Raw genomic sequence first — 18,792 nt, 5'->3', positions numbered from 1 at the left:
GTCGCGGGGACCCGTTACGCACACTGGCGGGCATGCTCGACTTCTACGCGACCCAGAGCACCTTCACCGACCCGGGCCCGCTGGCCGCGTGGATCGACGGCGTGCCGCGCGAGCTGATCAGGGAGTCGGCCGCCCGGCTGGTCTTCCACTACTGGGCCAACGGGGATCTCGCCCGGCACGGGTTCACGCCCGGCCGGGTCGGCGAGGTGAACCTCCGTTACGCCGACGCCATGCTGGCCCGGGCGAGAGAGCTCGATCCGGCCCCGCCGCCGGCCGGGCGGGAGGCGACCGGGCGGGTGCTGGGGTGCTGCCGCGACAACACCGTCCTGTACCTGGCGCTGGCCCGCCACCACGGCATCCCGGCCCGCGCCCGCTACGGCTTCGCCGACTATCTGATCCCGGGATGGTGGCTCGACCACATGATCCCCGAGGTGTGGGACGGCGAGCGGTGGCGGCTGGTGGAGCCGGAGTTCGAGCAGGGGTACACGACACCCGGCGAGAGCGAGCCGCTGCCGCTCGGCGACATGCCGCGCGAGCGGTTCCTGACGGCCGGGCGGGCGTGGCGGTCGTGCCGGGTCGGGAAGGCCGATCCGCGCCGGTTCGTGACGGCGCCGGGGATCGAGGACCCGAGGCTCAGAGGGCTGCCGCTGATCGCCAGGAGCGTGGTGTTCGACCTGGCCGCGCTCAACAAGTACGAGATGCTCACCTGGGACCGGTGGGGCGCGATGGACGACCTGCCCGGCGAGCGGGTGGACGATCTGGCCGCCGACATCGAGGTCGGCCGGTTCAGGGAGGCGTACGCCGGCCCGGACGTCGTGGTGCCGGACGTGGTCGCCAGCTACCCGCCGCCCGACCACCGTCGCACGGAGATCACGCTGAGAGCGGCCGGAGCCTGACGCCCGTCCATAGAATGAGCCATGAGCACTGAGCCCCTCTCCCGGGGACGCATCGTCGCGGCGGCCATCGACCTCATCGAGCGAGAGGGCGCCGACGCGATCTCCATGCGCCGCATCGCGGCCGAGCTGGGCGTGGGCGTCATGTCGCTCTACAACCACGTGCCCGGCAAGGACGCCCTGCTCGACGGCGTGGCCGAGTCGGTGCTGAGCCAGATCGAGTTCACCGACGACCCCGACGCCCACTGGACCGACCGGGTGCGCGTGCAGGCCAGGGCGTTCCGGCAGATCGCCCACCACTACCCGCGCTCCACGATGCTCGTCGTCAGCCGCCAGCTCCACTCCGCCGCCGGGCTGCTGCCCGTCGAGCGGGCGCTGGCCACGCTGCGCGGCGCCGGGTTCGACGGGGCCGACGCGGTGCGGATGCTGCGGATGTTCATCGCCTACATCGTGGGCTCGCTGCTGCGCGAGGTCGGGGTGACGCCCACGTTCGCGCCCGTGCAGACCAGGACGATCCAGCCCGACGGGGTGGACCCCGCGCTGTTCCCCGAGGTCAGCTCGCTGTCGGCGCTGCTCGGCGCGTGCGACCACGAGGAGGAGTTCGAGTTCGGCCTCGACCTGCTGATCACCGCGATCGAGGCGTACGCGGGGCGTCGGGAGGGCACCCGGTGAGCAGCCGCTCCGGATGCCCTCCCGAGCCGGCTAGTACCAGTTGTGCGATTTCCAGTGCCCCCAGGCGCCGCAAGGCCTGCCGTACCTCCCCTTGATGTAGGCCAGACCCCAGCGGATCTGGGTCTCCGGGTTCGACTTCCAGTCGCGCCCGGCGCCGCTCATCTTGCCGGCCGGCAGGGCCTGCGGGATGCCGTACGCGCCGGAGGAGTGGTTGAGCGCCCGGTGGTTCCAGTTGCTCTCCCTGGTCCACAGGTTGTCCAGGCAGCGGAACTCCTGGTAGTTCCAGGCCCGCTGCACGACGTGGCCGAGGGCGATCTTCTTGTTCCTGCTGGCGGGCCGGACGGCCGCCATCTTGGGCTGTGCCGACGTGGTCCAGACTCCGGTCCTGATCGGCGGTTTCGACTCGGCCCATGCGGCCGTTGCGCTGACAGTGGCGCCGAACGTGGCGCCGAGCGTGGTGAACGCGGTGACGGAGATGAGCGTGCCGTTGAGCGCGCGTTTGCTGTCCAACTCGATCCTCGCTGTCGGGTCGCGTGCGGACGGGCACCCGAGACGGGTGCCCTGCCGTCCGCGTCCGTGGCTCGGACGCAGAGGGTCCGCGCGGCCCTCCGGGACGGTCCTTCGCCTCCGCCCGGTGGTGCTGGGCGGCCCGGAGGGCACCGCGACGTGTCCTCTAGCACGATTCCTATTACGCGGTGTCACCGCGGGTCATTCGTCAGGACACGCGAAGGACAGGTGTTTGTGTGACCGTTGCGGATAAAGGGGCTGCTCGCTGGGCCGGTTTTGCCCGGTCCGCCGCCCGATTGGGCGGGCCTTGCCGGAAAGAGCGCGCAAGCCTGGGGTTTGGCTCAGTACCAACCGTGGGATTGGAAGTGCCCCCAGGCGCGACACGGGGAGCCGTAACGCCCCTTGATGTAACCGAGACCCCATTTGATCTGGGTGCGGGGGTTGGTCCGCCAGTCACGTCCTGACGAGGCCATCTTGTGGCCCGGCAGCGCCTGCGGGATGCCGTAGGCGCCGGAGCCGTTGCCGGCGCGGTGGTTCCATCCGCTCTCGCGGTGCCACAGTTTCACCAGGCAGCTGAACTGCGTCTCGCCCCAGCCACGAGAGGCCACCATGGGCTTGGCGATGGCCTTGTTCCTGCCGCTGGTCTGGGAGCTCTGCGCCTGTGCGGCCGTGGCGCCGCCCGCCGCCACGAGGGTGGCGGTCAGGACCAGGACGCCGGTACGGCGGAGCATGGGCATGCGGGATCCCTTTCGAGGGGGTTCGTGGACCGCGCCACCCTGCCCGATAGAGACCCTTTACAGCGAATTGACCATGACTACGTAGATCGTCAGTAAAGATCTCGATATATACCTTTTCTTGCGGATTTGTCCGAAAAATGAGAAGTGCGTCACAATTTTGGCCCTGACTCGTTCTGTAGGGTCAGAACATGAGCCTCAGCGACATCCCGCTTCGCACCCTCTCGGACGAGCCGACCACGCTCGCCGAGCTGACCGGCGGCAAGCCCGCCCTCATCGTGAACGTGGCCTCCAGATGCGGGCTCACCCCGCAGTACACCGGCCTGGTCAAGCTCCAGGAGCAGTACGGCCCGCGCGGCTTCACCGTGATCGGCATGCCCTGCAACCAGTTCGGCGGCCAGGAGCCCGGCACGGCCAAGGAGATCCAGCACTTCTGCTCCACCACGTACGGCGTGGACTTCCCGCTGCTGGAGAAGGCCGAGGTCAACGGCCCCGGCCGGCACCCGCTCTACGCCGAGCTCACGAGCACGCCCGACGAGCAGGGCGAGGCGGGCGACGTCCAGTGGAACTTCGAGAAGTTCCTGATCGACGGGCAGGGGCGGGTCGTCGCCCGCTTCCGCCCCCGCACCGCGCCCGAAGACCCGGCGATCACCTCGGCCATCGAGAAACTGCTCTAGCCTTTCGCCGCCGAGGTGTGCGCGAGGACGGCCTCCGCCAGCTCCTCGTGCACCTCCGGCGGCAGCGTGTGCCCCATACCCTCGATCATCAGCAGCCGCGCGCCGGGGATGCCCGCGGCGATGAGCGCGCCGTGCCCGGGCTTGGCCGGCTCATGCGTGCCCTCGATGACCAGCGTGGGCGCCTTGATCCGGTGCAGCACGCCCACCGGCTCGAAGTCCGGCCGGGCCGCGGCGGCCAGGCGGTGGTTGACCACGGCGTCCAGGTCGCGCGCCCGGTCGTAGATACGCTCCTGAAGGCGGCGGGCCGCGTCCTCGTCGAACGGCAGCGCGTCGCCGTGCAGCACCCGCTGCTCGGCGATCATCGTCTCGATCCGCTCCCGCCGGCTCGTCGCCGGCGGAGCGGCGATCAGCGCGCGGAAGAAGTCCACGAACGCCGGCGTCGGCTCCGGCAGGCTGCCCTCCGGCTGCGGCTGCCCCATCAGCGCCCGCATGATCACCCCGCCCTCACCCCCGCCGAGCGGCGAGGACCCGATCACCGTCAGCGTCCGCACCCGCTCCGGCCGCTCCACCGCGACCAACTGGCCCAGCAGCCCGCCCGCCGAATGGCACACCAGGTGCGCGCTGTCCAGCCCGTGCGCGTCCATCACCCGGTACACGTCGTCCTTGATGTCCTCCCACGTGTACGGCTCCTTCCCGAAGTCGTACGTGCGGGAACGGCCCGTGTCGCGGTGGTCGTACCGGATCACCCGCCGCCCGCCGGCCGTCAGCCTGCCCACGAACTCGTCCGGCCACAGGACCCCCTGCGACATCGAACCCATGATCAGCAGGATCGGCTCGTCGGCGGCGCTGCCGAACTCTTCACTCCAGATGTCGTTTCGCATGCCTCAGAGCATGTCCGGTCCGGCCACGGGTGCCTTCCGTAGAACTACTAGCCGCGCCAGCTCCGTACGGGTACCGATGCCCAGCTTCGGATAGATCTTGTACAGGTGGTACTCGACCGTACGAGGGCTGAGGAACAGCTGCGCGGCGATCTCCTTGCTGGACAGGCCGTCCGCCACCAGTCCCGCGATGCGCAGCTCCTGCGGGGTCAGCACGTCCAGCGCCGGAGCGGTCGCCGCCGGCTCGGCGCTCTCGCCCGCCGCGCGCAGCTCGCCCCGCGCCCGCCGCGCCCACGGCCGCGCACCCGCCCGCTGGAACGTCTCCAGCGCCGCACGCAGGTGCGGGCGCGCCTCACCCGGCCGGTGCGCCCTGCGCAGCCGCTCACCCAGCAGCAGCGCCGTCCTGGCCGCCTCGTACGGGTTCCCGTGCAGCCGCAGCGCCTCCTCCAACCCCTCCGTGCCGTCCGCGACCTGCGCCCGGCACCTGGCCAGCAACGCCCGCGACTCGGGCGTCGCCGCGTTCGCCGACCACCGCTCGTACGCCTCCAGCGCCGCCCCCGCCGCCTCCAGGTCGCCCGCGCCCACCGCCGCCTCGATCCGGTCCGGCGTCGAGCGCCACACCACCGTCGGATGCCCCGCACCCGGCCCCGCCGCCGCGATCGCCACGAACCGGTCGTGCGCCGCCGCGAACCGGCCCAGCCCCAGATCCAGCATCGCCAGCGCGTACGCGGCCACCCCCGCCCGCAGGCCCACCCGATGCGGCAGCGCGATCGCCAGCGCCTCCTGAGCCAGCCGGCGGCACTCGTCCTCCTCGCCCCGCAACGCCGCCAGCACCGCGAGATTGGCCAGGTGCGCGGCCACCGTGTTGCCGTAACCGGCCTCGCGGGCCAGCTCCAGCCCCTCCTCCGAAACCGCCTGGCTCTCCGCCAGCCGGCCCGCGACCCGCTCCGCCGTCGCCACGAACTCCAGCACCACCGGCAACTGCCCCACCATCCCCGACACCCTCGCCACCCGCCCGGCCCTGGCGGCCAGCTCGGCCGACAGGTCGGCCTCACCCAGGTAGCTCGCCGCCGCCGTCGCCCACAGCAATCCGGCGGCCTCACTCAGCTCATCGGCCCGCGCCAGCGCCCGCCTGAGGAGCGCGTGCGCGGTCTCGTGGCCGTGGGGCGTGGTGCGGCCGGCGTGCGCTTGCTCGTGACGCACCGTGCGGTCGGCTCGCGCCTGCTTGTGAGGTACGGCGCGCGGCGCCCGCGTGGGCGTGCCCTCGTGCGTCTGCGTCTGGCCCGCACCAGGGGGACCTGCTGGACGGCGGAGGCCGGAGGCGTCAGGGGGCGGGGCGTCGGGGAAGGTGCCGCCGGACAGGGTCAGGCCGATGCCGGTCAGGACGTCGCGCAGGAAGCCCTCCGGGTGGGACGACGCGCGGCGGCCGATCTCGACGATGGCGGCCGTGTCGCCCGCGTACGAGGCCGCCTCCGCCGCGTCGGCCAGCATGTCCAGGCTGTCACCCGCCGCCAGGATGCGCACGGCCTCGGCGGCGCTGCCCGAGTTCAGCTCGAACCGGCCGCGCAGCTGGGCCAGCTCCATCCCCAGCGCCGCGTCACCGGCCGCGTGCTCCCTCGCCTCCGCCAGCAGGGACTCCGCCTGCCCCGGACGGCCGCCCAGCCAGGCCGCCACCGCGGCGTCCTTGAGCCGGGCCGCCCGCACCGCCGGGGCGGGGGTCAGCTCGGCGGCCCTGGCCAGGGCGGTGGCGGCGTCGCCGTACCCGCCGCGGTCGCGGGCCCGCGCGGCCGTCTCGGCGAGCGCGGCGGCGACGCTCTCGTCCTGGCCCAGCGTCGCCGCCGCCAGGTGCCAGGCGCGCCGGTCCCCCTCCGCCTGACCGGCCAGCGCCCGGTGCGCCTCGCGCCGGTCCGCCGGGGTGGCGGCCTCGTGCACGGCCGACCGTACGAGCGGGTGGCGGAACCGTACGGACGGGCCCTCGACCCGCGCCAGCCCGGCCGCCTCCAGCTCGTGCAACGCCTCCCGTCCCGCGCCCATCCGTGCGGCGGCGCGCAGCACCACGTCGAGATCGCCCTCCAGGGCCGCGAGCAGCGCGACCAGCCGGGCCTCCCCGGACAGCGCCGCCACCTGCTCCCCGAAGAGCCTTGTGCCGCCGGGCAACGGGTCCGGCAGCGGCTCCCGCCCGGCGAGCTGCCCGGGGCTCAACCGCCGCACGGTCTCGCGCAGGGCCAGGGGATTGCCCCCGGTCAGCGCCGCAAGCTCCCGCCGCACCCCAGGCGCCATCCCGCCTCCCGCACCATCCTCCGGCACACCCGCCCCGGCCACCCTCGCATCCGGCACCCCGACGCCCGGCACGCCGGTTCCAGCGGCGGCATGGGACGCCGCTGTGTCCTCCTGCCAGGGTGCGGGTGCGGCGGCGTTGAGGAGTCCGGTGGCGGCGGGTTCGGGCAGGCCGTCGATCGGCAGGGACGGGACGCCCTTCAGCGGCGTGTCGCCGCGTACGGCCAGGAGCATCGCGATGCGTTCCGTGCCGAGGCGCCGGGCGGCGAACAGGAGGGCGTCGGCGGAGGCCCGGTCCACCCATTGGAAGTCGTCCACCACGCACACGAGCCCGTGCGGCGCGGCGGCCTCCGCCAGCAGCGACAGGACGCCCGCCGCCAGCAGGAAGCGGTCGCCGGAGGCGCCGCCGCCGAGCCCGAGAGCACCGCCCACGGCCGCGCGCTGCGGCTCGGGCAGGGCGTCCAGGAGGCCGGCGACCGGGCGCAGGAGCTGGTGGAGGGCGGCGAAGGCGAGGTCGGACTCGGGCTCGACGCCGGTCGTGCGGAGCACGCGCAGGTCGCCGCGCCGGGTGACGGCGAGGTCGAGCAGGGCCGTCTTGCCCACCCCGGCCTCGCCGCGCAGCACCAGTGCGGAGCCCGCGCCGGAGCGGGCCCGGGAGATCACGTCTTCGATGGCGGCGATCTCCGCCGATCTTCCGAACAGCACAGACGTCCACTGTAGAGGCCCTGACCGGCCTGTTCGCCCGGGCGGGCACGAAGAGTACGGCTTCGTCACGGTGGGTAACGAACGCTCTGAGAACGTATGGTCGAGGGAGACGCGCGAATGACGACCAATCCGTACGCCGGATCGCCCTTCAGCTATGTCGCCGAGCCGGCCGCGGCCCCGTACGCGATCGTCGAGCTGATGCCCGGCGCGCACAACCTGTGCGAGTACGTGCGGCTGGCGGCGGGCGAGCGGGTGCTGCTGATGATGGAGCACACGGTGGACCCGGTGGTGGTGCAGGCGATCGCCGCGGCGGCGGCCCTGCGTGACGCGGACGTGCGCATCCTGTCGGTGCCGCCGTTCAGCGCGGGCGGCTGGGACCGTGAGGCGCCGCTGCCGATCGAGACGGCCGCCTTCCACGAGGCGGACGTCGTGATCAGCGGCACCTGGTGGGGCGAGGTGCACACGGCGCCGCTGTTCTTCGACCAGATCGCCGCCCGTTCGGTGCGGTTCCTGTCCCTGCACATGACGGCCACGGCCGGCGCGCTGCTGACCGGGGCGCGCCTGCCGGTGCAGGTCTTCCACGCGCTGGTGGCGGTGGCGCTGCGCCGGCTGTCCGGGGCGTCCTCGATCAGGGTGACGTCCGCGCGCGGCACGGACCTGACGTTCTCGGGCGTCACTTTCGAGGACGCCGGCCCGGACGGGTTGCGGCCCGGCGACTGGCGGCCGTTCCCGTACGGGGGCGTGAACTTCTGGCCGACCGGCACGGAAGGGGTGCTCGTCGTGGAGGACAGCACGGTCACCGGCGTGCCGGAGGAGCCGCTGCGCGTCACGCTGGAGGGCAACCTGGTCCGCAAGATCGAGGGCGGCGCCGCCGCCGGGCAGCTGCGCCGCTACGCGCCCGGCGGCTTCTACATGCGGCACGCCCTGTTCGGGCTGAACCCGAAGGTGCGGGTGGCGGGCGGCACGCAGTTCGAGCGGGAGAAGCACGCGGGCGCCTTCTACTGCGGCCTGGACGGGCTGACCGACGGCGTGCCGGTGACGACGGGGCCGGGGTTCGCGCACTGCGACTGCCAGGTGGACCGGCCGACGGTGATCGTGGACGGGGAGACGTTCGTGGAGCGGGGGCGGCTGCTGCTGCTCGACGAGCCCGAGGTCAGAGAGGTGGCGGCGCGGTTCGGGCCGCCGGAGGTGATCCTCGACGACAACCCGGTGATGATCCTGCCACGCCGCTACACGGGGCTCGGGCAGCGGTGGGCGAGCGGCCCCTACGGCGATCCTAGCGGTGGGGGCCGCAGCTTCCCCTGATGATGAGCTCCGTGGGCAGCACGACGGAGCGGGCCCTCCTGCCGCCCGAGCGCAGCACCAGCTCGGCCGCCCGGTAGCCCATGTCGCGGCCCGGCTGGGCGATCACCGTCAGGGGCGGCGAGCACAGCTCGGCCCAGGGCACGTCGTCGTACATGACGAGCGACACGTCGCGCGGCACCCGCAGGTCCAGCTCCCTGGCGGCCAGCACCGCCGCCTCGCCCAGCACGTTCCCGCCGGCGACGACCGCCGACAGGTCGGGGCGGCTCTGGAACAGGCCGGAGGCGGCGGCGTAGGCGGAGTCGCGGCTGCCGGTGCCGAACACGACCAGCTCCTCGTCCACGGGCGCGCCGACGGCCTCCCTGAACGCCGCCACCCGCCGGTCGTGGCCAGGGCCGCCGAGGAAGGCGATGCGCCGGTGGCCGAGGCCGCGCAGGTAGCGGACCGCCGTACGGATGCCGGCCCGGTCGTCGGCGAGCACGGACGGCAGCTCGGGCGGGCGGTGGGCGGCGGGCGGGGGAGCGGCCAGGCCGTCGAGGAGCATGAGGTCGTTGACGGCCGTGGCGGCCGGGTCGTCGTCCTCGGAGAAGGGCCGGGCGGGCAGGCGGTCGGCGAAGACGACCGTCATGCCCGCGCGGACCGCGGGTGCCCAGGTGTCCTCGTCGCCGGAGGGGACGGCGATGAGGCGGTCGACGCTCTGCTCCAGGAGCATGCCGATCAGCTCGGCCTCCTGCTCGGGGTCGCCGCCGGTGGAGCCGAGCACGACGGGCTCGCCGGCCGAGCGGGCGCAGGCGAGCACGCCCTCGGCGAACTGGGCGTAGAAGGTGTCGGTGAGGTCGGGGACGAGCAGGCCCATGCCGCCGGTGCGGCGCTGGCGCAGGTTGCGGCCCAGCGCGCTGGGGCGGTAGTCGAGCTGGGCGGCCACGGCCAGCACGCGCTCCCTGGTGCGCGGGCTGGCCGAGCCGCCCGACAGCACGCGGGAGACGGTGGCGACGCCCACGCCGGCCGCCTCCGCCACATCCTTGATCGTCGCCCGCTTCTCCATGGAAACGATTCCATCATGGTTCCGCGAAAACGGGAAGCCACCTGTGAGGACAAGGGCTGGTCACGCCATAACCCTTGACACCGATGTCCGTTTCGGGTGAGATGCTTGAAAACGTATCCACGCCGAGTGGGAGATTCACTCCGCGCGAGTGGATCTGACGGGACCATCCGGGCCATCCGCCCTGGAGCGCGAAGGAATGTCATGGCATCCATCGTTCTGACGAACGTCGACAAGATCTACGCCGGTGGCGTAAAGGCCGTGAACGGGCTCAACCTTGAGATCAAGGATGGCGAGTTCATGGTGCTGGTCGGTCCTTCCGGTTGCGGTAAGTCGACCGCGCTCCGGATGATCGCGGGCCTGGAGGACATCAGCGGTGGCGAGATCGCCATCGGCGACAAGGTGGTCAACCACCTGCCGCCCAAGGACCGCGACATCGCGATGGTCTTCCAGAACTACGCGCTCTACCCCCACATGACCGTCGAGGAGAACCTCGCTTTCGGCCTCAAGCTGCGCAAGATGCCGAAGCCGGAGATCCAGAAGCGGGTCAACGAGGCCGCCAAGATGCTCGGCCTGGAGACCTACCTCAAGCGCAAGCCGGCCGCCCTGTCCGGTGGTCAGCGCCAGCGTGTCGCCATGGGCCGCGCCATCGTCCGTGAGCCGCAGGCCTTCCTCATGGACGAGCCGCTGTCCAACCTCGACGCCAAGCTCCGCGTCTCCATGCGCGCCTCGCTCAACCAGATGCACGAGCGCCTCGGCGTCACCACCGTCTACGTGACGCACGACCAGGTCGAGGCCATGACCCTCGGCGACCGCGTCTGCGTCCTGCGCGACGGCCTGCTGCAGCAGGTCGACACCCCGCAGAACCTGTTCGACAAGCCGGTGAACCTGTTCGTGGCCGGCTTCATGGGCTCGCCGTCGATGAACTTCGTCACCGCCGAGCTGGTCCGCGGCGACGGCGGCCCCGCCGTGGCCTTCGCCGACATCAAGCTGCCGATCCCCGAGTCGACCTTCTCCGACAAGCCGGGCCTCGACCAGTACATCGGCAAGAAGATCATCCTGGGCATCCGCCCGTCCGACTTCGAGGACGCCGCCTCCGCCGGCAACCACGCCAACGGCTGGGCCACGCTGCCCGTCAAGGCGGAGGTCACCGAGGAGCTGGGCTCCGAGATCAACGTCCTGTTCCTGATCGACGCCCCGCCGGTCGAGCACAAGGACACCGTCGCCGCCGCCGACGCGGGCGACGACGAGGACGCCTCGCTGCCGCTGACCGGCGACAAGTCCCTGTGGACCGCCCGCGTCAACGCCCGCAGCCACGTGCGCCCCGGCCAGAGCATCGACCTGGTCGTCGACACGCACAACCTGCACTTCTTCGACCCGGCCTCCGGCCTGTCGATCGGCCACGAGGCCAACCGCTGAGCCGCTGAGCCCCTGACATCCTGTTCCCGGCCGCGGGCGTGAGCCCGCGACCGCCTGGGCCCCCACCGCGACCCCCTCCCGCGGCGGGGGCCCGCCTTTTTGCTCCGGTACGGGATTCAGTGCGCGATGCGCGCGGCCACCATGTTCTGGAGGCTTCGCGGCACGAGCCGGCCGATCGCGAGGAGGACCTTGTACCGCACGTCCGGGACCGACACCCGCTTGCCCAGCGCCAGGTCCCGCATCGCCGCGCGCACCACGTCGTCGGCCTTCAGCCACAGGAACCACGGGATGGCCGAGGAGTCCATCGAGGCCCGCTGGTGGAACTCGGTGCGCACGAAGCCGGGGCACAGCGCCATGACCCTGATGCGCGACCTGCTCAGCGTGCTCGCGGCCGACTCGCTGAAGTTGACCACCCACGCCTTCGACGCGCTGTAGGTGCTGGCGCTCGGGAAGAACGCGCCGGCCGACGACACGTTCACGATCGCGCCCCGGTCGCGCTCGCGCATGCCGGGCAGCACCGCCAGCGTCAGCCGCAGCACGGCCTCGCAGTGCACCTTGAGCATGCGCAGCTCGTTGGCCACCGGCACGTCGGGGAAGCTGCCCGCGTTGCCGAAGCCGGCGTTGTTGACCAGCAGGTCGACGCCGTCGCGCAGCCTCGACTCCACCCTGGTCAGGCCGTCTTCGGTGGACAGGTCGGCGGGCAGCACCTCGACGCTGACGCCGTACCGGAGCTTGAGCTGGTCGGCGGTCTTGGCGAGGCGCTGCTCGTCGCGCGCCACGAGGACGAGCGAGTAGGCCTCGGCGGCCAGGTGGCGGGCGAAGGCGGCGCCGATTCCGGCCGTCGCGCCCGTGATCAGTGCGGTTGGCATGCCTGCACCTTAACGGTCGTGGCAGGATGGGCAACGTGCGCCTCGTCGTGGCCGGGCTCGTCCTGATGGCCCTCACCGCCTGCACGCCCGAGCAACCGGCCGGGTCGGCGACCCGCGCCCCGGGGAGCACCGCCCCTTCGCCGGCCGAGCGCACGAGCCTGCCCGAGCCGCAGCAGGCCACGCCCGAGCGGGGCGAGCTGCGCTTCACGAAGATCGCCGAGCTGGAGCGGCCGGTCGCGTTCGCCGTGCGCAAGGGCGACGACCGGCTCTACGTGGCCGAGCAGACGGGCCGGCTGCGCACCACCGACGGCAAGACCGTGATCGACCTGTCCGGCGAGGTGAGCTCGGGCAACGAGCAGGGCCTGCTCGGCGTCGCCTTCCACCCCACGGGCCGCTGGCTCTACCTCGACTGGACCGACGCGCGGGGTGACACCCACATCACCGAGTGGGCCTACGACGGCGAGCGGGCGACCGGCCGGCGCGACGTGCTCAAGCAGGACCAGCCGTACGCCAACCACAACGGCGGCCAGCTCGCCTTCGGCCCCGACGGCTACCTCTACATCGCCTTCGGCGACGGCGGCAGCGCGGGCGACCCCCAGCGCAACGGCCAGAGCCTGCGCACGCTGCTCGGCAAGATCGTGCGCATCGACCCGCGCGGCGACCCGTACACGATCCCGCGCGACAACCCGTTCGCCGGCCGGCGGGGCGCGCGCGGCGAGATCTGGGCCTACGGCCTGCGCAACCCCTGGCGGTTCAGCTTCGACCGGGCCACCGGCGACCTGTGGATCGGCGACGTCGGCCAGGACGCGTGGGAGGAGGTCGACCACCAGCCCGCGAGCTCCAAGGGCGGCGAGAACTACGGGTGGAGCCTGCGCGAGGGCAAGGTGCGCTTCCGCGACGGCGACGCCCCCGATCTCGTCGAGCCGGTGATCGTCTACCCGCTGCGCGAGGGCGGCAACTGCTCGGTCATCGCCGGTTACGTCTATCGCGGGCAGAAGATCCCCTGGCTGCGGGGGCAGTTCCTGTACGGCGACTTCTGCGCCGGCTGGGTCAGGGCCGCGCCCGCCGGCGACGTGACGGACTCGGCCGAGGTGGGCAAGGTGGACCAGCTCTCGTCGTTCGGCCAGGGCCCCGACGGCGAGCTGTACGCGCTCAGCCTCCAGGGCCCGCTCTATCGGATCGAGCCCGCCTGACCCGCTCGATCAGCGACTCCACCTGGTCGTTCAGCTGGGCGCCCCGGGCCCAGCCCGCGTAGTGGGTGAGGAAGACCGCCACCTCCCGCAGCTCGGCCTCGCTCAGCTCGCCGGCCCGCAGTGCCACGTCGAGCTGGACGTCGGTCATGTCGTGCAGCCCCTGCCCGACGAGCAGCCCGAGAAGGAGCAGGCGCCGCTCCTTGACCGTCAGCACCGACCGTGACCAGAGGTCGGCGAACTGGCGCTCGGCGGTGATGCCGAAGCCGTCGACGGTCTCCATCGCGGGTTCTGTCATTGTCCGCTCCAGGGCTTGTCGATAGGAGATCCTCACATCTTTCGCTACTTCCTGGGATGAACCAATGGGGGTTGCATGAACGTTGTAGCGGTGCGACGCAGCCCCTGCACGGAGGGCTTTTGGGTCTGTAACAAGTAAAGCCAATGGATGGCCAAGATTTGGTCAAGATTTCTCATCGTGCGGCGAGCTGAATTGCCTCCAAAGCGGGCACAACAACTCCGTTGGTCCGTCATGCGGAGGTAAGCCCTGGTGAAAAAGACACGGGCTTTGATCGCGCTCATGGTCGCGGTCCTGATGCTGTCCGCGTGCGGACAGCCGGAGTTCACCTACGTACGCGACAAGGCCGGCACGACGTACTTCAAGGTGCCCGCCTCGTTCACCCAGCTCGACGCCTACCCCATCGAGCTGTACCTGTCCGGCGACCATCCGAACTCACAGGCGGCGCTGCTGCGGGCGCAGCGGGTCTGGTCGACGGCCTTCGACCAGTCGGCCGATCCGTCGGTCAACCACCTGCTCGGCTCGACGGAGCCGTTCGTCTACGCCGCCGTGCACCAGCTCACGGAAGAGCAACGGGACTCGATCTCCCTGAACAGGCTGCGCGACTTCATCCTCCCGGTGACGGAGGAGATGCGCACCGCCTATTTGCAGCAGGCCCTCGCAGCGAACCAGATGCCGATGTTCAACCGCTTCGAGCCCATCAGCGACGAGGTCCTGAGCCTCGACGGCGGTGCCAGGGGAGTGCACGTCCGCTTCAACTACCAGATCGGCCCCGAGGTCCAGACGTTCGACCACACGGCCATCCTCGACGAGAAGGGGGCCACGGTCTCCGTCATGCTCATCGGCTGCCAGGCGATCTGCTACGCCAAGCGCGCCGCCGAGTTCGACAAGATCGCGAGTTCTTTCAAGCTGCTCCGGCTGCCCGGATGAGGGAGCTTCATGACCACCACAGTTCACCACGAAGGGCTGCGCGCCCCCGGCAGCGGGCCCACTGATCCCGAATCCGTGACCAGGAAGAAGATGCAGTTCTGGGACCGGAGCAAGTTCCTCATCGCCCTCGTCCTGGCCTACCTCGTCCTCACCTGGAAGGTGATGGCGGACTTCGCGGGCATCATCACCTTCCCGCAGGCCGCGCAGCAGATCGCGCTCGCCTACCAGTGGATCTTCTGGCTGCTCGGCGCGGAGCTGATCCGGCAGCTGCACTTCTTCGTCAGCGAGCACTGGTCCGGCTACCACCGCTTCTGGAGCCAGAAGGTCTTCGGCGGGTTCGAGCGCTGGACGCACCGCCGCTTCGACGACTGGACCCGCTTCCGCCTCGCGCGGGCACTGAAGATCGCCTTCTTCGTCGCGCTGGTCGCCCTGGTGCTGGGGGCGGTGCTGGACGTCAGCCCGTTCGCCGCGCTGCTCCAGGCGCCCGCGCTGCTGTGGCAGGCGCTGCCGTTCTTCCTGCAGATCGTCTTCCTGTTCTTCTTCGTCATCATCCAGTTCGTCGGCCTGTTCTGGTTCCTGTCCAGGGGCGGTGTCGAGACGTACTTCCCCGACGACATCAAGACCCGCTTCCACGACGTGTGGGGCCAGGACCACGTGGTCGAGCGCGTCCAGGAGAACATCGTCTTCCTGGAGCGGCCCGACGAGATCGAGCGGCGCGGCGGGTACGTCCCCAGCGGCCTGCTGCTGTGGGGGCCGCCCGGCACCGGCAAGACCCTCATGGCCGAGGCCGTGGCCGGCGAGACCGGCAAGCCGTACGTGTTCGTGGACCCGGGCGCGTTCACGAACATGTTCATGGGCATCGGCATCCTCAAGGTCAAGTCGCTGTTCAGGAAGCTGCGCAAGCTGGCCCTGCGCTACGGCGGCGTGATCGTCTTCTTCGACGAGGCCGACTCGCTCGGCAAGCGCGGCCGGCTCGCCCAGCAGGGCCCGCCCGGCCAGGGCGGCGGCTTCGCCGGGCACTCGACGGGCCTCGACGGCTGCCACGGCATGAGCTACATGTCCGAGGCCACCCGCCAACTGCTCGCCTTCCGCGGCGGGCGCGGCGCCGAGGAGGAGCCGGGCCGCCGCAACCGCTTCATGATGGGCGGCGGCATGATGAACAGCGGCGACCCCGGCACGCTGCAGGCGCTGCTGACCGAGCTGTCCGGGCTGAAGAAGCCGCGCGGGTTCTTCAACCGGCTCGTGCGCCGCCTGCTCGGCATGCGGCCCAAGCCGCCGCCCAAGTACCGCATCCTCGTCATGATGGCCACCAACCGGCCCGACGCGCTGGACGAGGCGCTGCTGCGGCCGGGCCGCATCGACCGCATCTACAAGGTCGGCTACCCGTCCAAGGCCGGGCGGGTGCGCACCTACCAGGGCTACTTCGACAAGGTCGAGCACGAGCTCACCCCCGAGCAGATCGACAAACTCGCCACGATCACCCCGTACGCCACCGGCGCCACGATCAAGGACCTCGTCAACGAGTCGCTCATCACCGCCATCAGGGACGGCCGCGAGGTGATCACCTGGTCCGACGTGCTGCGCGCCAAGCGGCTCAAGCAGCTCGGCCCGCCCGAGGACGTCGAGTACATCGAGCGGGAGCGGCACGCCGTGGCCGTGCACGAGGCGTGCCACGCCGTCGTCGCCTACGTCACCCGCTTCCACCTCGAGATCGACATCGCCACCATCGAGAAGGGCGCCGACTACCTGGGCATGGTCGCCTCGATCAAGCCCGAGGACCAGTTCACCCGATGGAAGTCCGAGCACGAGGCCGACATCATGGTCTCCCTCGCCTCGCTGGCGGGCGAGCGCATGTTCTTCGGCGAGGACAACTCCTCGGGCGTCTCCGGCGACCTGTACTCCGCGACGTACCTGACCGCGATGATGGAGTCGTACTGGGGCATGGGCTCGGGCGTCACCTCGCTGCCCGCGCTCCAGGAGCTGGAGATCATGGGCGGCAAGGCCGTCCGCAAGGCCCCGGGCGGTGGCGGCGGCATCGGCATCACCGACAGGGAGCCGAGCCGCAACCAGCCCGACCTGACGCCCGACGTGCTCGGCGAGCGCATCGAGTTCAACCTCGTGCGGCTGCTGGAGAAGACCGAGCAGCTGCTCCAGGAGCACCGCAGGGAGGTGCTCTGCCTGGCGCACGCGCTGGAGACGCACAAGACGCTCAACGGCGACGACGTGGTCGCCATCATCCGCCGCGAGCCGGGGCCGCTGCTCGACGGCAGCGTCTACGCCTCCGACGAGCTGTACCAGGAGCTGGAGGACTACCACCGGGACGCGGTCAGGGCGCACAAGGAGCACAGCCACATCGAGCGCGAGCTGCCGGGGATCCAGGAGCCGGTGGCGGCCAGCGTGAGCGCGGCACCGGCCGGTCAGAGCGCCTACCTGGCGCCGCCCGGCGCCGCCCCGGTGATCCAGGCGCCACCACCGCCCCCGGGCACGGCCCTGCCCATGGTGCCGCCAGTGGGACCGCCAGTAGGACCGCCGGTGGGACCACCCGTGGGCCCGCCCGCGCAGGACACCCTGGCGGGCTTGCCCGCCGAGCAGTCCGACCGGCCCGAGTTCGTGCCCTGGGCGGCCACCCCGCAACCGGCGGCGGCGCCGCAGCCGGTGGTGCCCGTCGTGGTCGGCGAGCCCACCGCCGCCCCGGCGCCGCAGAGCGCGGGGAAGCGGCGGATCGCGGGCCGGGTCTGGCTGGTCGTCGCCAGCCTGCTCGGGCTCGTGGCGCTGTCCGTCATCGCGGCGCTCGCCGTGACGGGCACGCTGGCGGGCGGGAACGGCTCCGGGGCGGCCGTGTCCGGCGTGGCCTCGCCCGGGCTGCTGCTGCTCCTGCTGTTCGTCGTGGTCGTCGCGGGGATCGTGGGCGCGGGGCTGGCGTTCGTCGCGATCAAGGGCATCCGTGCGGCGCAGGCCAAGGCGGAGCGGGAACGCGACCAGGCCCACGCCCGGGCCCAGCTCCTGGCCGCGGCGATGGACCCGGACACGGCCATGCGGCTGCTCGGCTACGACGGCAACAACGGCATCGACCGGCGTAGCTGACCCGTCGTACCTGACCCGTCGTACGTGACCCGTCCGAGGGGGACAGCGTGCGGGCCGGGGCGTTCCAGCGGACGCCCCGGCCCGCTCGTCCGTCTCCACCGGGTGCTCACCCGCGTTCGTGTTCCTCGTGTTCCTCGTGGGCGCGCCGCAGCAGCGCCGTCAGCTTGTCCTGCTCCCTGATCCGCCGCCGGTACTTCTCCGGCAGCCGCCGCAGCTGCTCCTCCTCGGCGAGGAGCTTGGCGAACAGCTCCGCGCGCAGCTCCGGGTCGTGCTCGACGTCCAGGTACTCCTGGGCGTACCGGCGAGCCCTGGACACCGTGTTCTGCGCCCGTCCCTTGGGGCTGGCCAGCGAGGCCAGCACCGTGACCGCCAGCACGCCGATGATCACCGACAGGGACAGGCCCGTGCTGATCTCCACCACCGGCACCGGCTCGCCGTCGTTGATGAACGGCACGTTGTTCTCGTGCAGCGCGTGCAGGATCAGCTTCACGCCGATGAACGCGAGGATGACGGCCAGGCCGTAGGTCAGGTAGATCAGCCGGTCGAGCAGCCCGTCGATGAGGAAGTAGAGCTGCCGCAGCCCCAGCAGGGAGAACGCGGTCGCGGTGAAGACGAGGTAGACGTTCTGGGTGAGGCCGAAGATGGCCGGGATCGAGTCGAGCGCGAACAGGATGTCGGTGCCGCCGATGGCGATCATGACGAGCAGCATCGGCGTCATGACCCGCCGGCCGTCCTGCACCGTGAAGAGCTTGTCGCCGTCGTAGGTGTCACTGGTCCGCAGCAGCCGCCGCGCCGCCCGCACCATGAGGTTGTCGGGGGAGTGGCCCTCCTCGCTCTCCGGCTTGAGCAGGTTGCCCGCCGTGAGCAGCAGGATCAGGCCGAACGCGTAGAACACCCACGCGAACATGTTGATCAGCGCCGCCCCCACCAGGATGAACCCGCTCCGCGCGAGCAGCGAGAAGACGATGCCGAACAGCAGCGCCTTCTGCTGGTCGGCGCGCGGCACCTTGAAGCTCGACATGATCACGAGGAAGACGAACAGGTTGTCGACCGACAGCGCCTTCTCCGTCACGTAACCGGCGAAGTACTCCGCCCCGGGCTCGGAGCCGCCGAAGAGCCACACGCCGGCGCCGAACAGCAGGGCGACGCCCACGTACAGGGCCGACCAGAGCGACGCCTCGCGCAACGTGGGGATGTGCGCCTTGCGGACGTGGAAGACGAAGTCGAACAGCAGCAGCCCGACGATCCCCAGGATCGTCAGCCACCACACCGCGGCGGAAACGTGCACTCAGAGCTCCATGTGTGCCGGCCGTCGTGA

The 18,792-nt window shown here is 71.5% G+C and carries 16 protein-coding genes; 8 read left to right on the top strand and 8 right to left on the bottom strand.

The window, feature by feature from the left end; all coding sequences use genetic code 11:
- Positions 1-32: 32 nt before the first annotated feature.
- Together HCN51_RS06870 and HCN51_RS06865 are read left to right on the top strand one after the other, a co-directional pair.
- A complete protein-coding gene (locus HCN51_RS06870; protein ID WP_168007879.1) occupies positions 33-896 on the top strand; it encodes a transglutaminase-like domain-containing protein in 864 nt (287 codons plus the stop codon).
- A 21-nt stretch (positions 897-917) separates the two neighbouring features.
- A complete protein-coding gene (locus HCN51_RS06865; protein WP_168007877.1) occupies positions 918-1,565 on the top strand; it encodes a TetR/AcrR family transcriptional regulator in 648 nt (215 codons plus the stop codon).
- Positions 1,566-1,595: 30 nt separating this feature from the next.
- Here the strand turns inward: HCN51_RS06865 and HCN51_RS58005 are convergent, their stop codons facing one another.
- Entirely contained in the window at positions 1,596-2,075 is a 480-nt protein-coding gene (locus HCN51_RS58005; protein WP_206066635.1) for an aggregation-promoting factor C-terminal-like domain-containing protein, read from the bottom strand.
- Positions 2,076-2,413: 338 nt separating this feature from the next.
- Entirely contained in the window at positions 2,414-2,809 is a 396-nt protein-coding gene (locus HCN51_RS06855; RefSeq protein WP_346433557.1) for an aggregation-promoting factor C-terminal-like domain-containing protein, read from the bottom strand.
- 188 nt (positions 2,810-2,997) lie between these two features.
- Here HCN51_RS06855 and HCN51_RS06850 point away from each other — a divergent pair, with 188 nt between their 5' ends.
- Positions 2,998-3,483 carry a glutathione peroxidase gene (locus HCN51_RS06850; RefSeq protein ID WP_080036498.1) on the top strand — a complete coding sequence of 162 codons (486 nt, stop codon included), beginning with the start codon at positions 2,998-3,000 and terminating at the stop codon, positions 3,481-3,483.
- Here the strand turns inward: HCN51_RS06850 and HCN51_RS06845 are convergent.
- Positions 3,480-4,364 carry an alpha/beta fold hydrolase gene (locus HCN51_RS06845; RefSeq protein WP_168007875.1) on the bottom strand — a complete coding sequence of 295 codons (885 nt, stop codon included), beginning with the start codon at positions 4,362-4,364 and terminating at the stop codon, positions 3,480-3,482. The two genes, HCN51_RS06850 and HCN51_RS06845, sit on opposite strands and share 4 nt — an antisense overlap.
- 3 nt (positions 4,365-4,367) lie before the next feature.
- On the bottom strand, positions 4,368-7,343 hold the full coding sequence (locus tag HCN51_RS61160; RefSeq protein ID WP_168007873.1) for an AAA family ATPase: 2,976 nt from the start codon (positions 7,341-7,343) through the stop codon (positions 4,368-4,370).
- Between the two features lie 117 nt (positions 7,344-7,460).
- Here HCN51_RS61160 and HCN51_RS06835 point away from each other — a divergent pair, with 117 nt between their 5' ends.
- A complete protein-coding gene (locus HCN51_RS06835; protein WP_206066634.1) occupies positions 7,461-8,648 on the top strand; it encodes a 2,5-dihydroxypyridine 5,6-dioxygenase NicX family protein in 1,188 nt (395 codons plus the stop codon).
- Here HCN51_RS06835 and HCN51_RS06830 read toward each other — a convergent pair.
- Complete coding sequence (locus tag HCN51_RS06830; RefSeq protein WP_168007870.1) at positions 8,620-9,690, bottom strand: LacI family DNA-binding transcriptional regulator; 1,071 nt, start codon at positions 9,688-9,690, stop codon at positions 8,620-8,622. The two genes, HCN51_RS06835 and HCN51_RS06830, sit on opposite strands and share 29 nt — an antisense overlap.
- Before the next feature lie 201 nt (positions 9,691-9,891).
- On the opposite strand from HCN51_RS06830, the gene HCN51_RS06825 reads away from it, so the two are divergent.
- Positions 9,892-11,106 (top strand): ABC transporter ATP-binding protein, encoded by a 1,215-nt coding sequence (locus HCN51_RS06825; RefSeq protein WP_080036503.1) that lies wholly within the window; start codon positions 9,892-9,894, stop codon positions 11,104-11,106.
- A 116-nt stretch (positions 11,107-11,222) separates the two neighbouring features.
- Here the strand turns inward: HCN51_RS06825 and HCN51_RS06820 are convergent, their stop codons facing one another.
- Positions 11,223-11,975, bottom strand: coding sequence for an SDR family NAD(P)-dependent oxidoreductase (locus HCN51_RS06820; protein ID WP_168007868.1), 753 nt, complete (start codon positions 11,973-11,975; stop codon positions 11,223-11,225).
- Between the two features lie 35 nt (positions 11,976-12,010).
- Here HCN51_RS06820 and HCN51_RS06815 point away from each other — a divergent pair, with 35 nt between their 5' ends.
- Positions 12,011-13,168 (top strand): PQQ-dependent sugar dehydrogenase, encoded by a 1,158-nt coding sequence (locus HCN51_RS06815; RefSeq protein ID WP_346433556.1) that lies wholly within the window; start codon positions 12,011-12,013, stop codon positions 13,166-13,168.
- Here HCN51_RS06815 and HCN51_RS06810 read toward each other — a convergent pair.
- Entirely contained in the window at positions 13,128-13,463 is a 336-nt protein-coding gene (locus HCN51_RS06810) for a carboxymuconolactone decarboxylase family protein (RefSeq protein ID WP_168007864.1), read from the bottom strand. The genes HCN51_RS06815 and HCN51_RS06810 overlap by 41 nt on opposite strands.
- Before the next feature lie 249 nt (positions 13,464-13,712).
- Between HCN51_RS06810 and HCN51_RS06805 the strand changes: the two genes are divergently transcribed.
- Both HCN51_RS06805 and HCN51_RS06800 read left to right on the top strand, forming a co-directional pair.
- Positions 13,713-14,390: an LptM family lipoprotein gene (locus tag HCN51_RS06805; RefSeq protein ID WP_168007862.1), complete on the top strand. Its 678-nt coding sequence runs from the start codon at positions 13,713-13,715 to the stop codon at positions 14,388-14,390.
- Positions 14,391-14,399: 9 nt separating this feature from the next.
- A complete protein-coding gene (locus tag HCN51_RS06800; protein ID WP_168007860.1) occupies positions 14,400-17,474 on the top strand; it encodes an AAA family ATPase in 3,075 nt (1,024 codons plus the stop codon).
- A gap of 106 nt (positions 17,475-17,580) precedes the next feature.
- Here the strand turns inward: HCN51_RS06800 and HCN51_RS06795 are convergent, their stop codons facing one another.
- Positions 17,581-18,762 (bottom strand): TerC/Alx family metal homeostasis membrane protein, encoded by a 1,182-nt coding sequence (locus tag HCN51_RS06795; protein ID WP_168007858.1) that lies wholly within the window; start codon positions 18,760-18,762, stop codon positions 17,581-17,583.
- Positions 18,763-18,792: the final 30 nt, after the last annotated feature.

This window comes from Nonomuraea composti (assembly GCF_012034275.1).
GTDB classification, from domain to species: domain Bacteria; phylum Actinomycetota; class Actinomycetes; order Streptosporangiales; family Streptosporangiaceae; genus Nonomuraea; species Nonomuraea composti.
This window is presented reverse-complemented; position numbering and strand designations above follow the sequence as displayed.